Here is a 15,403-nt window from a genome sequence, read left to right as displayed (position 1 = left end):
CCATATTTGTTAATTTAGTCTTGGATGTAGAGACGTTTCAGGAAACGTCTCCACACTATTAAACAACAGCCGTCTGATTTGCTTTAGCGTTAGCGACAGACTGGGTGCGACGTTCTTTCAAGTAAGAGAAAAACTCCCCACCTTCTCGCAGACGACGTACTAACATCTGTCTATCAGTCAACATTTCCCGGACAATGGGAATAATTGCTTTGGGACGGAAGTAGAATTTGCGATACATTTGCTCAACAGCATCTTCAATTTCTGCACTGGAAAGAGTAGGATATTGCAAAGTTGAGGTTTGAATACCGGAAGTTGCAACTAATGATTCGTTCGCAAACCAACCGTTAGCCCTAGCTTGTTCATAAAGTTCTGTACCGGGATAAGGTGCAGCTATAGAAACTTGAATTGTATGGGGACTAAGTTCACAAGCAAAGCGAATTGTTTCTTCTACACTTTCTCTGGTTTCAATCGGTAAACCAATAATAAAAGTACCGTGGACGGTGATACCGAGTTTGTGGCAATTTTTCATAAATTCCCGCGCCACTTCTAGCTTGATACCTTTTTTGATGCGGTTGAGAGTTTCTTGATTTCCTGATTCAAAACCCACAAGCAACAAGCGTAAACCGTTATCCCGTAAAGTTTTTAAAGTATCGTAATCTAAATTAGCGCGGGCGTTGCAACTCCAAGTCAGGTTTAGCCGCTTCATGTGTTCGCTAATTGCGATCGCTCGATGCTTATCAATAGTAAACGTGTCATCATCAAACATATACTCCCGCACCTTGTCCCCAAACAAGGCTTTGGCTTCTTCCATTTCTCTTCCCACCGCTTCTGGGGTTTTATGACGGTAAAGGTGTCCACCAATGGTTTGCGGCCACAAACAAAAAGTACATTTTGCTGGACAACCGCGCCCGGTGTAAAAAGAAATATAAGGATGCAGCAAATAGCCAATGAAATATTTGCTAATATCTAAATCACGAGCATAAACTGGCAGTACACTGGGCATAGCATCCCAGTCGTGAATCAAAGCACGCTCTTCATTATGGCGAATCTGGGAATTTTGGTCACGGTAGCTTAAACCCGTGATTTCTGATAAAGATTTACCTTCTGCGACTTCTTTACAGGTATAGTCAAACTCATTCCGACATACAAAGTCGATAACTGGATTTTCCCGCAGAGTCTCTTCTGGTAATACCGCAACGTGCGCCCCCACAAAACCAATCTGCACATTTGGGTTTTGGGCTTTAATGGCTTCAGCACACTTGACATCATTCACGAGGGAGGGGGTGCTGGTGTGCATAATTACCAATTCATAATCTTTGGCAATTTTCAGCACATCTTCCACAGTTTGACTATGTGGTGGTGCATCTACTAGCCTGCTACCTGGAACCAGGGCTGCGGGTTGCGCTAACCATGTAGGATACCAAAAGGAAGTAATTTCTCGTTTAGCCTGGTATCGTGAACCAGCACCACCGTCAAAGCCATCAAAGGAAGGTGGACTCAGGAATAGGGTTTTTTTCATATACAATTTTTTAGTCAGGAACTGTGTTTATATTTTCACAAGTCCTGCACGGCAAATTTTTTTAATTGGTACATTTTAAATTTATACTAAATAAGGCTAAAAACTCTCATGTCGTTTAAAGCTGTAGTTCAAATCCTGGTAAAACGTCTTCTCCAGAAAGTACAGCAGGAAGTTGAACGATTTATACAGGTTTTCCAGGTCGGTAAATTTCTACTTGTTTGTCTTGGGGATTAATTAACCAACCTAAACGCAAACCATTATCTATATATTCGGTGCATTTTTCTTGCAGGGTTTTCAATCTGTCTGATTTTGATCTCAGTTCAATTATAAAATCTGGTGTGAGTGGGGGAAATTTTTCCCGTTCTTCTTCTGTTAATGCTTCCCAGCGTTCTACTTTTATCCAAGCTACATCAGGTGAACGTTTTGCACCATTGGGAAGTCGGAATATTGTTGAGGAACTAAATACTATTCCTAATTTGGTTTGGTAATTCCAAAGACCTAAATTAGCAATTAGGTTTGCTTCTTGAATACCTTTTTCTCCTCCTGAACCTGGGAGAATTATTAGTTGTCCTGTTGCGGTTAGTTCTAGGTTTAAGTCTCTATTATCAGTACAGAGTTGGTAGAATTGCTCATCTGTCAGGTGAATAACTGGATCTAAATTTAAGGTGACGGTATTCATAGCAGATTATTAGTGCAATTGTTCTGTTTTAAATTTTTCAGAGTCAGCCGTTTAGCCCTCTTCATCATCACCAAAATCAGGTTCAACACCTAGAGTGCGTAATTGTGCTGCTAATCTTTCTGCACGTCGTCTTTCCCGTTCCCCTTGTTTTCTTTCCCGTTCTGCCGGTGTGAGAACCCAGTTACCTGAAGCATCATACCAGCGTAACCACTGCCGTTCAATGCCTTCATAGACACCTTGCCACAGTCCCAAACCTAATTCAATATCATTTAACCATACACGCAGTTGATTGATTTCCAATTCAGCATAACTACTTCCCTGTAACTGAAATGCTCTTAACTGGTCAGTGTAACGGTCAAAAACTATATAATAGGGTACTCTTAAAACTCGTTCGTAAACTTCCCATTTAGTTGGAGGTTGACTAGCATCTCGTAGGGTTCTCCCTAAATCTTCTTTTTCTGTTCCTGGTGAAATAAATTCTACCACTACAAAAGGATTAACGCCTTCTTGCCAAACTACATAACTCAGCCGCAGTTCTTTTTGTGCATACAACCTGGGGACATCAACGACAGCAAACCAGTCAGGGCGTTTATACCATAATGGATGATGAACATCGTAGTAAAGATTTAGGTCTGTGGCGATAAATACCTGATTTTCCGGGAAGTCTGACGGACAAAAAGTTTCCCGTAATAATTGGGGTTGTAAAAGATGAAATTCGTCTGGCAAACCGGCTTCCTCTGGATCTTCGCTAGGTAAATCATACATTGTTGGTAGGAATTCCTTAGCAGAACGCGGTGGGTCTGTTTGATACATAACGGCTGCAAAAAAGAAATGTCAAGTTCACTATCAATACCTTGTCCATTTTCTGTAGGTTGGGTTAAGCGACAGCGCAACCCAACAAATGCGTTGGGTTTCATGCTTCAACCCAACCTACAAATCTACTCTTAGCCTTAAATCTGGGAGTATTTTGGCAAAAAGTTATATATTTAGGCACAGGAGTCAAAGATTAAATTTATTCGTACTTTTTTTATATATATGATACAATAGCAATCATTATGCAATGAAAACGGAAATCCACCCAGATGTATCTTATCGGGTGTCGTAGGGTTATAAATTGCGTATTTATCACAAAAAAGGAATGAAATAAATGAGCAGTCTAATAATTACCATGGTGTTGGCTTTGGCTTTAATGCTAGTCATAGCCTACATTTTGCCTAATGCCATTTTATTAGCCAAAAACATACTGCCTATAATAGAAATACTGAAAAAATAAGTGTTTTATTGTTTTTCAGTATTAAATTAGAACAGTTTTTCAGATTGATTCAACTAAACCAGTGTCATGTATTTATAACAGGCATTGTAAGATTTTGCTTGTGTTTTTAAATACACTGGAAACCGGATAGTGTTGGTAGCACTGCCCTTTTTTTATTGACATATTTAATATGATACACACTTTATCTATCGTCGTCAAGTCTTACTCTAAGTTTTTAGATTATCGTAACGAGTTTTTCTCGTTCCTAGTCTCTGACTAGGAATGCAGTTGATGAGGCTCTGCCTCAAGTACCAGCACAAAATCTGGTAAAGTGGCTTGTATTCTGGGATTGGAGGCAGAGCCTCCTGGTAGGCATTCCCAGCCGGAGTCTGGGAACGAGGGATATATTTTTTATTTTCCTGCATACTGTATTTACATCACCTTTGTCCAAACTCCAAAAATGCGATGGTTGGGGGGAGGAAAGCGATCGCTATCATTTTTCAGGACTTACGCAAGAACTCTCTCAAACCCTTCTTCCTTCGTGTCCTTCGCGCCTTCGCGGTTCGTTTATTCCTGATTTTGCGTAAGTCCTGATTTTTTATTCTACCCAACCTACAATTTTATTAACTGAGCATTCCTACTTTGTTAGTATGTACAAATGTGCATACAATATGAGGAAGAATAAACTATGGAAACCGAGTATAATTTTAGTCAAGGTAAACGGGGTGCGATTGAACCCACACCACCTGGAAAAACCAGGATTACAATTCGCCTAGATGATGAAATACTGACATGGTTTCGTGAGCAAGTACACCGAGCAGGTGGCGGAAATTACCAAACATTGATTAATGATGCCCTGCTTGAGTATATTCAACAACGCCGTGAACCATTAGAAGCAACGCTACGGCGAGTATTACGAGAAGAATTAGGCCAAATGGGTAAATAAATTACCCCTCCACGAAACAGCGGGGAGGGGTTCTTAATAATAACTCGCAGATTTCCGATGATGTACAGCAGTTACAGCTTCTTGATTTAAGACCTTCCCATCATTAACAGTCGCATAAACCAACCAATGATCACCTGCTTCCATGCGACTTTGGACAGAACACTCCAGGTAAGCTAAAGCACCATTCAGAATCACACCACCATTACTAGCTTCCTCAGTCGCTAAACCCGCAAATCTATCTTGTCCAGGGGTGTAAACCTTCATAAAATGCTTACGTATTTCCCGACCTTCTGCCAAGATGTTGACAACAAATTCATTACCAGTGTGGGTCATATTTTCCATCGCCCTATCCTTAGCTACCGCAATGGTTAAACCAGGAGGGTTAAAGCTGGCTTGTGTTACCCAAGATGCTAACATTCCTGTTTTCACTTCTCCTTGAGTAGCGGTGACAACACACAAAGAACCAACAATGCGCCCAACGGCTTGTTCTACATTAGTTGCTGGTTGTTTAGCAACTACGGATTTTCTAGCAGCGCGTTTCAATGCTTGAGCAAAATCGGTTCCGGCTTCTTCGCAGGTTTGTAAAGTGACTTCGTTGGGTTTGAACTTGACGCGAATAGTATCAAAACCAAATCTGTAACCTGCGTCTTTGAGTTTGTTTTCAATTAAATCAACCGCTTCTCCACTCCAACCAAAAGAACCGAAAACCCCAGCTAATTTATTATTTGTGGCGGTAGATAAGACAATTCCTAAAGCTGTTTGGACTGGTGTAGGTGCGTGGCCGCCTAGTGTGGGAGAACCAATGACAAAACCAGCGGATTTTTCGACTGCGGCTTTGATTTCTTCGGGTTCGGTAAATTCGCAGTTAATAGATTCGACACTAACACCTGCTTTGGTTATACCACGTGCGATCGCTTGAGCTAATGTCGTAGTATTACCATAGGCGGAAGCATAAATCAAAGCTACGGTCATGTCAGCATTAGTTTGCTGTTGTATCCATTCTCGATAAGAGTGGGTAAGTTCCTGTAAAGCGTATCTTACCAATGGACCATGACCAGTGGCATATAATCTAATTGGTAAATCTGCCAATTTATCCAAAGCTGTTTCTACTTGTCTGGCGTGGGGAGCCATGAGACAATCGAAATAATAACGCCTATCTTCATTAAATACTTCCCAACCTTCATCAAATACTTGATCACCACAAATATGCGCCCCAAATAATTTATCAGAAAATAGAATTTCTGTTTGGGGATCATAGGTACAAAGTGCGTCAGCATAACGGGGATTAGGTGTAGGAATAAATTGCAGATGATGTCCTTTACCTAAATCTAAAGTTTCATCTCCCCGCATTACTAAAATTGGATTCTGATTTTCTAGGGCTTCATTTTCTAATGCTGCTTTTAAATTTTTTGCTCCTGGATTTGAACAAACAAAGGTAATTTGGGGAGCAATTTCTAGTAAAGCTTTTAATGTTGCAGCCCGGTTAGGATTGATATGACCAAGAATTACATAATCAACTGCTTTAATATCAATCCGTTTTTGTAAAGCTTCTAGATAAATTGTCGTGAAAGTTTCTCCAGGAGGATCAATTAAAGCAATTTTATCACCTTGAATTAAAAAAGAATTAGCAGTTGTACCTTTAGCCAAAGCATATTCTATTTCAAATCTTAATCTTGTCCAACTGCGCGATCTTAATATTGTTGTATCTGTGCCAATGGGCAGAATTTGTACATCACGGGGTTTAGTATTTTCTGACATCGCTTTAATCTCCATTTTTTAATATCTTTCTTGTATTTATATTGTTTATTTCAACTTCAAGACATTCAACTAAAACACATTCAACCAACCAAAAGCAAAATCCCTCAAACTCTTATTTCTCTAAGTCCTCTGCGTCCTCTGCTGTTTGTTTATCAACTAATTGGTTTCTGAAACATTACCAAAAAACCAAACTGTATAATACCTGAATTTTTAGTAAGGTGGACATTGCCCACCCTACTGGGTAATTAATAATTGATAATTCATAATTCGCCATTTTAAATTTCTCTTCAATTAGGAATTAGGAATTAGGAATTACGAATTACGAATTACGAATTAATAGTGGTTTCCGACTTTCCGGTGGTGAACTGCTGTCAGTGATTCGGGTTTTGATACTCGTCCTGCATAGACGGTGCTGTATACTGCCCAATGATCGCCACAGTCCATTCGGCTCACTACTTCGCATTCCATATATGCTAAAGCATCACCTAAAATAGGCGCACCATTTTCTGCGGGTTGGGTTCTTACTCCTTCAAAGCGGTCTGCACCAGGGGCAAACCGTTTTAAGAAGTGTTTCATCAGTGGTTGATAATTGCCTTCTTCTAGTACATTGAGAACAAAGCGATCGCCTACTTGCATCAGTGATTCAATAGCCCTATCTTTAGCTACCGCAATGGAAAATCCCAAGGGTTTGAAACTGGCTTGAGTCACCCACGAAGCTAACATGGCGCTGGATACATCGCCTTTTTTAGCTGTAATGATATATAAACCGCCGCTGATTCGACCCAATGCTTTGTCTAAATCAGCACCAAGAGATTTCATGGCTTTAATGCTTTTGTCTCTTGTTACCCATTGTCCTAAGTCAGTTCCCGCTTCTTCACATTTTTTGTAAATGTTTTCTGTCGGTGTTTCCCGAATTTCAATTACAGGGAAACCTACAGTCAAACCCGCAGATCGGAATTTATTTAAAAGAGGATAGGTTGGTTCATCATCTCCACCACCAGTTTCAAAAATCCCAATCGCTTGTTTTTCTTTGGCCGAACCTAAAACCGTACTCAGTGCAGCTTGAATAGTGGAACTACCAGAAGCTGGGGGCATTCCCACAACTAGCCCTGCACAACGTCCTACAAGCTCCCGTAACTCTTGTAAATCGACTGTTCCACCCAAATCGACCATTTCCACAGCTACGCCTGTTTTAACAATACCGTTAGTGATTGATTGCGCCAAGCGATCGCTATAGCCATACTCAGAAACATAAAATACCCCCACTACTGTTTCTGCCTTGGTTTGGCTTTGACTCCAATTACGGTAACGTCCGGTTAATTCTTCAACGTTGTGAAAGAGTAAGGGACCGTGACCAGTAGCAATCATTTTGATTGTTTTTAGTTCCGCCATCCGCTTCATTGCGGACAATACCGACCGGGCATTTGGACCCATTAAGCAGTCATAGTAATATTTAAAATCTTTTTCAATGGCTGCCAAGTCATCATCAAAGGTGCGTTCTGTGCAGTAATGTAGCCCGAAAGCATCGCAAGTGAAGAGAGTTTGGGTTTTATGATCAAAGCTGAAAATTGTATCAGGCCAGTGTAAATTAGGAGCAATTACAAATTCAACCTCGTGATTATTACCGAGATCCAAGCGATCGCCATTTTTAACAATCCGCCGCTTAAAAGGCCGATGTACCAAATCTTCCAGGAATTGAATTGCGACTTTAGAACCAACTACAGTAATATCAGGAGCCATTTGCAGCAAATCTTTCACCAAGCCGCTGTGGTCTGGTTCTGTATGGCTGATGATTAAATAGTTGATCTCTTGCGGATTTATTAAACCTGTGAGTGTATCAAAATATAACTGACGAAACTTTTCGTGAGAGGTATCGACTAAGGCAGTTTGCTGACCACGAATCAAAAACGAGTTATATGTTGTCCCATTTTGCAGACCAAACTCAATATCAAAGCGATCTCGATCCCAGTCCAAAGACCGAATCGCTGTCGTATCCTCAGCAATATCTACAGTCTGTATGGTAAGCCGTTTTTCAGGGGTTGGGCTTCCCTGTCCATCATATTTATCGGTGAGCAATACCATAATTCCCCTCCTTAATAATATTGAGTATTTATTCCTCTTCCTTTATTGTGGCACGGGTTGAATGTTAGTTTTTCTTAAAAAACCTATGGCTCACTTAAGAAAGTTAAAAGTGTGAAACAGAATACCCCCCCAAAACGCACAGATAATCTTTGGATAGGATTAATGATTGGTAATTCCCGCTTACATTGGGCGTTATTTGTTGACAATACCCTTAACTCCGCTTGGGATACAGACCATCTATCAGAATCTGATATGCAACAGTTAGCTAAAACAAATACTCTTCCTCTCTCACCCTCTTCTTCTCGTCCCATCTTCCTTTCACCCAACCTCCCTATCACTCTCGTTTTAGCTTCCGTAGTTCCCAGTCAAACAAAACTTTGGCAAACTTACCCAAATGTGCGCCTAATTACTTTAAACCATATCCCCATCCACGGTATTTATCCCACCCTAGGAATTGACCGCGCCTTGGCTTTACATGGTGCAGGAAAAAAATGGGGATTTCCGATATTAGTAATTGATGCCGGTACAGCACTGACTTTTACAGGCGCAGATCATCAGCAGCGTTTAGTAGGTGGGGCGATTCTACCTGGACTAAGTTTACAGTTTACTAGTTTGGGGCAAAAAACAGGACAATTACCATTATTAGAAACGAGTTTAATTAATGTTTTGCCTCCACGTTTTGCCATGAATACACCAGAAGCAATTCAAAGTGGTGTAATTTACACATTATTAGCGGGAATTAAAGATTTTATTCAGTCTTGGTTATCGTTATTTCCTGAAAGTAAAATAGCAATTACTGGAGGAGATAGTGACTTATTGAAAACCCATCTTCAAACCCAATTTCCAGAAATAGCAGCCCAGGTGATTCTAGAAAATAATTTAATTTTTTTGGGAATGGAGAAAATCCTATTTGGCAATAATTAATTAGGAATATAAATTTTTAACGTAAGCATAGAGAATAACCGACAGATAGCATAGAATTGAAATAGAAGTTTACACTAAGTAAAATTATGCCTAAAACATTAATAGTTGATGTTATTATGCAGCAACTAGATGCTCTTTCTGTAGAAGAACTACTCGAAGTTAGAGCAAAAGTCGATGCTTTAATTCAGGTTAAATCCCCAAGTTTAGCCAATTATTTGAATTCTAACAGCTATTCTACCGAAACGAGAGGAATTTTTACTCGTACCTTATTGTCTACTTTAATCCCATCATCAAGTATAAAAGGTCATATTAAATACTCCCTAATCACAGGAAGTCAAGAATCCAATAGCATAGAAAAAACTCTATTACAATTCGCCCATGAATATCTAGTTCAAGGGATTGAATTAAAAGAACGTAAAGATGATTCTTTAGAAAAAATCATAGATATGGTAGATGGATGGATGGCTGATGAATCAGATTATGATCAAGAAGCTTATCCTCAAATCGAAGCAGCTTTAAACAAAAATCGGTTATCAAGATAAGAGAAGGCAAGAAAAAGAGTTTAGAGCGTCTTGACTCACTCAGTAAAATTTGTCTGATTCCCATCACTTCTGAAACAATGCGAAAAGCAGCAGAATTATGGGCATGGGTACGAAATCAGGGAAAGCCAACAGCAAGTAATGACAGTTTAGATGGTGATGTTATTCTTGCTGCTCAGGGAATTCTGCAATTAAATAGTTTTGATGCAGTCATTATTGTGACAACCAACTTAAAACATATATCCCGGTTTGAAAGCGAAGGAATATTTGTCGCAGATTGGCAACAAACATTAGATAATGTTGTTTAATTTAAAATTTAAAATTAACTTTAACAAGTCCCGATATAAATTAGCAATTAGCAATTTTCCTGAACAAAATCCCGAATATATTCAGCCACAACCCCAGCACAAGATTCTGGTAAATTATTTTCCCCATGAGCAATTATTTTGAAGTCAACTTTAGGAATAAGTCGCGCATAATTATGACTTTTATCTAAAGCATTGGGAGTATCTTGACCACCTTGTAAAATTAAGCAAGGCACTTCTAGTGAGTACAAACGATTGTGTAATAATTCTGCTTCAATTTCTAATGCTTGTCGGTTAAATAGCAGTTGACAAGCTGTAGAATATTGCAATAATTTTTGTCTTAGTTGTAAATTTTCACTAATTCTTTTCTCCCAACCAATTAATTTAATTAAGGGAGCTAGTAAGCGTAATATCTTAAAAATTAGTGGTGGGCAATTAAATAATTTCTGCTCTTTTTGCCAAGAATTTTCTTGTCCTTTTATCCCGACACCTTCTGGTTCTAATAGCACCAAACCATTTGTTTTTTCTGGATACTTTAAAGCATAACTAGCCGCAATCCAACCACCCAGAGAATCTCCCACTAAATAGACTTTTTCTAATTTCAAAGCCTCGATTAATTCAGATATGCACTCTACTTGTAAATCTATCGAATGATGGATATTAGGACTTTCTGATTCCCCAAAACCCAATAAATCTGGTGTTAAGCAATGGATATTCTCAGCAAGTAAATCCATAACTGATACCCATTGGCTGCTATCATGCCAAGCACCATGCAAGAAAACTACAGGAGTACCTTCACCAACCTCAAGCCAAAACAATAATCCTTGAGAGAGTTTTCTCCGAGAGTTACGAAATAGAACACCCATTTTAGTTTACGTACTCACTTTTAATAGACTTTAGATTTTAAATTATAGATTTTATCAATACCTTGTCCAAATCGAAAAAAGTCTTGATTTGTAGGTTGGGTTGAAGCATGAAACCCAACAAATGCGTCGGGTTGCGCTGTCGCTTAACCCAACCTACAAAAAATGGACAAGGTATTGTTTTATATTACCTATATAATCCAAAATCCAACATCTTATTATGCTAATGTTGTTAAGCCATTGAGATAGTCTTGTAGCTGTCGAGAGTGGTCATGAGACATCTGTGGTTTAGGTAGTGAAGTAGAAGGGAAAGCTTGAATTTCCAGAACTTCTAAAGTATCTTTAACCTCCATTATTCCTTCTACTTCAGCTTCAACCACAACACAGATTGAATGAATTCGAGGATCTCGATCTGGTGCGGAGTAAACTCCAACTAAACGCCGAATTTTCACTAATTCTAGTCCAGTTTCTTCCATCAACTCCCGACGGACTGCATTGGGAATATCCTCCCCCCAGTCCACCATACCACCAGGTAAAGACCAACAACCATCATCGCTCCGTCGAATTAGCACAATTCGACCATCAGGTAAAATCGGGATAATACTAGTACCAGTAATTGGATGGCGAAAAATAATACCCAATACTGTCTGTCCAAAATGCCATAAGCTACGTGTGGACTTGATGAATGGCATAAAAAAAGCGAAAATTTTCAATCTTCAAATGTTTATGTTGTAGTCGATAATTCCCTAACACTTACACTAACTCAAATAATTTTGTTTGAGTCTTGTTTTATACAAAAATGTTTAGTATTAAGGCTTCTATTCTCACGAATGCCCGTAGAATAAATCAATTTTAACATCTGCTTTCAGTAACTGCATTAACTTAATCAATCTTCCGAATATTTCTTGAGAATTAGAACAGAGGCAAAGCCTAATTATAAACAATAATAAATACAAGATTGGTAAAATAAATTCAGGAAACTTTGGGGAATAAATTAAGTTAATTAAGTATATTTTTGAATTTATTTATTAACTACTTATCTATAGAAAGCGTTCATATACAAAAGATTAGAAGCAAATGAAGTACAAACTGAAAATAAAAATATTGCTTACGCCACATAGCTAGATCAAATACCTAGCGGCTTTTACCTCAAACTCCTGATTTCTGACTTCTGAATTCTGCTATGGGATCAATTTTTTATTTAAATCCAGAAAATACGTATAATTTCAGAGTAATTTTAGAGATATATTGTTTACGTACAATGTTTGAATTTTGCGGAAATGACTGGATTTTTTGCTTGACATCACCTATTTAAATACGATACGATGATATGCTGTTTCTAATGTATTGGTTTTTTGCACTAGGCTAAAAGTATATCAATAATATCGGTAGCTGATATTGCCTAGATGCCGATTTTTTGTTGTTTATTCATGAGGTGAATATGGCCAAGCGCCGTAACCCCAAAAAAGAAAAGGCGCTACGGAACCAGGCATATGCCAGAAAGTTTCGTAAACGGACTACGACAGGAAGAATGCAAAGAAGGTTCCAACAAAGACCTCCTAAGAGTGAAGAAGAGGAAGGATCAACAGCTGCTGCTGAGACTGATTAATTCGCCTAGTTACATAGCAGTCAGCATAGGCCTGAAGGCAGGCTACGCCAACAGCAATCAGCTTTGTCAAATTCTTGTTTGAGCAAAGATTCCAGAATTTAAGATTGTCCTAATTACCCTGGCAACTGCTATATCTGTACTCTTTGAATCTTTTAATCTTTAGGGTGTACAAACGTACACCCTAATTTTTATTAGTTGAATTTAATCCTGATTGCCAAGTTTAGATTTACAAATACTCAGTACTTACTTGGGTACGGGCAGTAATCAGCGCTTGTCTAACTTGGTTAAAGCCAGTACCACCGTAACTGTTGCGGGCAGAAACTACTTGACGCGGAGAAATTGCTTCATAAATATCAGCGGCAAATGCTGGATGTAGTTGTTGCCATTCTTCTAACTGCAAATCCTTGAGTAGTTTACCAGCAGCTATACTAGTTTTTACGACTTTGCCCACGAGATTATAAGCTTCTCGGAAAGGTACACCCCGTGCGGCTAAATAATCTGCTACATCAGTGGCATTAGAAAAGTCTTCTGTTACTGCTGCTGCCAAGCGCTGGGTCTGAAATTCTAAACCTTCTCGTAATAAAATAGTCATTGCTTCTAGACAGGCTTTAACGGTGTTAACGCTGTCAAAAATCCCTTCTTTGTCTTCTTGCAAGTCTTTGTTGTAGGCCAGTGGTAGTCCCTTCATAATCACCAACATTGCCTGAAGATGTCCAAAGACACGCCCTGTTTTACCGCGCACTAATTCTGGTACGTCAGGGTTTTTCTTTTGGGGCATAATACTGGAACCAGTGGCACAGCTATCTTTGAGAGTGACAAAGCGAAATTCTTCTGATGACCACAGGATGACTTCTTCTGACAGTCGGCTGAGGTGAACCATGATCAAACTTGCTGCACAGAGAAACTCAATGGCAAAATCCCGATCGCTCACTCCATCTAAGCTGTTAGCATAAACTCTATCAAACTTTAATAGTTCCGCTGTGTAATGGCGGTCAATAGGGAAAGTAGTTCCCGCTAAAGCACCACACCCCAAAGGTGAGATATTCACTCGGCTATAAACATCTTCCAAGCGTTCCCAGTCTCGTTGCGCCATTTGAAAATATGCCAACAGATGGTGAGCTAAACTTAGCGGTTGGGCGCGTTGTAGGTGAGTATAACCAGGAATCAGGGTTTCAACGTGCTGTTCAGCTATGTCAAGTAAAACAGTTTGAAATTCCCGTAAATATTGGCGAATTTGTTGAATTTGGTCACGGAGGTAGAGTCTGGTATCAGTACCTACTTGGTCATTGCGAGAGCGGGCTGTATGTAGCTTTTTACCAACATCACCAACAATTTCTGTCAGTCGCTTTTCAACAGCAAAATGTACATCTTCGGCATCAATACCAGGTTGAAATTTGTCTTGGCGGTATTCTTGACGAATTTGTTCTAACCCTGTAACTAGTGCTTCTCCTTCTCCTGGGGAAATAATCCCCGTGTGAGCCAGCATTTTGGCATGAGCTTGGGAACCAGTGATGTCATATTCGATTAATTCGATATCAAAACTGATACTGGCATTAAAACGAGCGATTGCTGGATGCAGTGCGGATTCAAATCGCTGGCTCCAAGTTTGTTTTTCGGTCATAAATCTGAAGAAAGAGGAAAAAACAATTTTAGATTTCGGATTGATGATAAATCCAAAATCTAAAATCTAAAATCAATTTAACCGTAACTAGTCAAGCTTTTGAGCATATAGCCAATAATCAAACCAATCAATAAAGCCCAAATTTGTCCGCTTTGGACAAAGTGGCTCCAATTTCGTTGGATCTGACCCATAAGATCAGCATCACGAACTTGTTGAGCTAGGAAAGTGATATCTACAGGCAAATGCCAAATTAGCTGAGATATGGAATCACTCAAGTAGGTCATGTTTATTTTGGGCTGAGTTTTTCAGTTAAGAGTAGCAGATGACATCTAAAGTTTAAGCGATAATACTCATTTTTTACCCTGAATAGTTTAATGTCATAACCTTAAGATGTTTTTGATGCCAAGCGTAATTTCTCTGAAGTCCGCAAAATTTGTCCTGCTAAAACTGCCGCACCAAAGCCATTATCAATATTGACTACACCTATGCCAGCTGCACAAGAGTTGAGCATTGTTAATAGAGGTGCTAAACCAGAAAAACTCGCACCATAGCCAATGCTTGTGGGAACCCCAATCACGGGACAGTCTGCTAAACCTGCGACGACACTGGGTAAAGCGCCTTCCATTCCCGCTACAACTATTAATACTGATGCTGAATCAATTAGGTGGCGATTATTGAGTAAGCGGTGAATCCCGGCTACACCAACATCCCAAAGACGCTGGACAAGAAAACCAGAAAGTTCCGCTGTGACTGCGGCTTCTTCCGCTACTGGTAAATCAGCAGTACCAGCGGAGAGAATGGCAATTTTGCCAGGAAATCTAGGTTCAATTACTGAGGGATTTATGGCACAAATTCTCGCCAACTCAAAGTATTGCAGTTCCCGCACCTTTTTTTGTAGTGCGGCATAAACATCAGGAGAAATGCGGGTGGCCATGACTACAGAACCACGCTGACGCATAACTTCCATAATTTGAGCAATTTGATCAGGTGTTTTACCGGGACCCCAAATCACTTCTGGGAAACCAGTTCTTAACTGACGATGGTGATCGATTTTAGCAAAGTCACCTACAGATTCATAGGTTAGGTCTTTGAGAGAGTCTAATGCCATCTCTGGGGTTACTTTACCATTGGCAACGGCTTCTAAGAGCGATCGCAATGCTTCGGGTTGAGTCATTACAATTTTGGATTTTGGATTTTGGATTTTGGATTGATTTTTTGGTGATTGGTGATTGGTGATTGGTGATTGGTGATTGGTGATTGGTCATTACTCATTCCTCCCCTGCTCCCTGCTCCCTGCTTGCTCCCT

15 protein-coding genes and 1 pseudogene are annotated in these 15,403 nt (G+C 39.6%); 6 read left to right on the top strand and 10 right to left on the bottom strand.

The features are described from left to right. Window positions 1-58: 58 nt before the first annotated feature. The 3 genes and pseudogenes from hpnJ to ANA7108_RS0110375 form a co-directional block, all read right to left on the bottom strand. A complete protein-coding gene (gene hpnJ / locus ANA7108_RS0110385; RefSeq protein WP_016950723.1) occupies window positions 59-1,519 on the bottom strand; it encodes a hopanoid biosynthesis associated radical SAM protein HpnJ in 1,461 nt (486 codons plus the stop codon). A gap of 115 nt (window positions 1,520-1,634) precedes the next feature. Beyond that, window positions 1,635-2,198: pseudogene (locus tag ANA7108_RS27155) on the bottom strand (Uma2 family endonuclease). A 51-nt stretch (window positions 2,199-2,249) separates the two neighbouring features. Then, entirely contained in the window at window positions 2,250-3,011 is a 762-nt protein-coding gene (locus tag ANA7108_RS0110375; RefSeq protein WP_016950721.1) for a Uma2 family endonuclease, read from the bottom strand. Between the two features lie 334 nt (window positions 3,012-3,345). Here ANA7108_RS0110375 and ANA7108_RS31190 point away from each other — a divergent pair, with 334 nt between their 5' ends. Together ANA7108_RS31190 and ANA7108_RS0110370 are read left to right on the top strand one after the other, a co-directional pair. Continuing rightward, window positions 3,346-3,471, top strand: coding sequence for a hypothetical protein (locus tag ANA7108_RS31190; RefSeq protein ID WP_255344895.1), 126 nt, complete (start codon window positions 3,346-3,348; stop codon window positions 3,469-3,471). Between the two features lie 667 nt (window positions 3,472-4,138). After that, window positions 4,139-4,396, top strand: a complete 258-nt coding sequence (locus tag ANA7108_RS0110370; RefSeq protein ID WP_016950720.1) for a BrnA antitoxin family protein — start codon at window positions 4,139-4,141, stop codon at window positions 4,394-4,396. A gap of 33 nt (window positions 4,397-4,429) precedes the next feature. Here the strand turns inward: ANA7108_RS0110370 and ANA7108_RS0110365 are convergent, their stop codons facing one another. After that, window positions 4,430-6,154, bottom strand: coding sequence for a diflavin flavoprotein (locus ANA7108_RS0110365; RefSeq protein WP_016950719.1), 1,725 nt, complete (start codon window positions 6,152-6,154; stop codon window positions 4,430-4,432). Between the two features lie 333 nt (window positions 6,155-6,487). Then, window positions 6,488-8,236, bottom strand: coding sequence for a diflavin flavoprotein (locus tag ANA7108_RS0110360; protein WP_016950718.1), 1,749 nt, complete (start codon window positions 8,234-8,236; stop codon window positions 6,488-6,490). A gap of 111 nt (window positions 8,237-8,347) precedes the next feature. On the opposite strand from ANA7108_RS0110360, the gene ANA7108_RS0110355 reads away from it, so the two are divergent. The 3 genes from ANA7108_RS0110355 to ANA7108_RS27150 all read left to right on the top strand — a co-directional run bounded on the left by ANA7108_RS0110355 (window position 8,348) and on the right by ANA7108_RS27150 (window position 10,007). Further along, window positions 8,348-9,160 carry a pantothenate kinase gene (locus tag ANA7108_RS0110355; protein ID WP_026104102.1) on the top strand — a complete coding sequence of 271 codons (813 nt, stop codon included), beginning with the start codon at window positions 8,348-8,350 and terminating at the stop codon, window positions 9,158-9,160. A gap of 86 nt (window positions 9,161-9,246) precedes the next feature. Next, window positions 9,247-9,702: a hypothetical protein gene (locus ANA7108_RS0110350; RefSeq protein ID WP_016950716.1), complete on the top strand. Its 456-nt coding sequence runs from the start codon at window positions 9,247-9,249 to the stop codon at window positions 9,700-9,702. 77 nt (window positions 9,703-9,779) lie between these two features. After that, window positions 9,780-10,007 (top strand): hypothetical protein, encoded by a 228-nt coding sequence (locus ANA7108_RS27150; protein WP_016950715.1) that lies wholly within the window; start codon window positions 9,780-9,782, stop codon window positions 10,005-10,007. Window positions 10,008-10,054: 47 nt separating this feature from the next. Here ANA7108_RS27150 and ANA7108_RS0110340 read toward each other — a convergent pair whose 3' ends face one another. Both ANA7108_RS0110340 and ANA7108_RS0110335 read right to left on the bottom strand, forming a co-directional pair. Next, on the bottom strand, window positions 10,055-10,870 hold the full coding sequence (locus ANA7108_RS0110340) for an alpha/beta fold hydrolase (protein WP_016950714.1): 816 nt from the start codon (window positions 10,868-10,870) through the stop codon (window positions 10,055-10,057). A 215-nt stretch (window positions 10,871-11,085) separates the two neighbouring features. Continuing rightward, window positions 11,086-11,559 (bottom strand): NUDIX domain-containing protein, encoded by a 474-nt coding sequence (locus ANA7108_RS0110335; RefSeq protein WP_016950713.1) that lies wholly within the window; start codon window positions 11,557-11,559, stop codon window positions 11,086-11,088. 749 nt (window positions 11,560-12,308) lie between these two features. On the opposite strand from ANA7108_RS0110335, the gene ANA7108_RS30470 reads away from it, so the two are divergent. Continuing rightward, entirely contained in the window at window positions 12,309-12,476 is a 168-nt protein-coding gene (locus ANA7108_RS30470; protein ID WP_016950712.1) for a hypothetical protein, read from the top strand. Window positions 12,477-12,702: 226 nt separating this feature from the next. On the opposite strand, the gene argH is transcribed toward ANA7108_RS30470, so the two are convergent. The 3 genes from argH to larB form a co-directional block, all read right to left on the bottom strand. Then, window positions 12,703-14,097, bottom strand: coding sequence for an argininosuccinate lyase (gene argH / locus ANA7108_RS0110325; RefSeq protein ID WP_016950711.1), 1,395 nt, complete (start codon window positions 14,095-14,097; stop codon window positions 12,703-12,705). A 77-nt stretch (window positions 14,098-14,174) separates the two neighbouring features. Next, complete coding sequence (locus ANA7108_RS0110320) at window positions 14,175-14,381, bottom strand: hypothetical protein (RefSeq protein WP_016950710.1); 207 nt, start codon at window positions 14,379-14,381, stop codon at window positions 14,175-14,177. A gap of 101 nt (window positions 14,382-14,482) precedes the next feature. Continuing rightward, window positions 14,483-15,271, bottom strand: a complete 789-nt coding sequence (gene larB / locus ANA7108_RS0110315) for a nickel pincer cofactor biosynthesis protein LarB (protein WP_016950709.1) — start codon at window positions 15,269-15,271, stop codon at window positions 14,483-14,485. Between the last annotated feature and the right edge of the window lie 132 nt (window positions 15,272-15,403).

The organism is Anabaena sp. PCC 7108 (assembly GCF_000332135.1).
Classification (GTDB): domain Bacteria; phylum Cyanobacteriota; class Cyanobacteriia; order Cyanobacteriales; family Nostocaceae; genus Anabaena.
The sequence above is the reverse complement of the archived record's forward strand: the minus strand, read 5'-3'. Positions and strand labels throughout refer to the sequence as shown.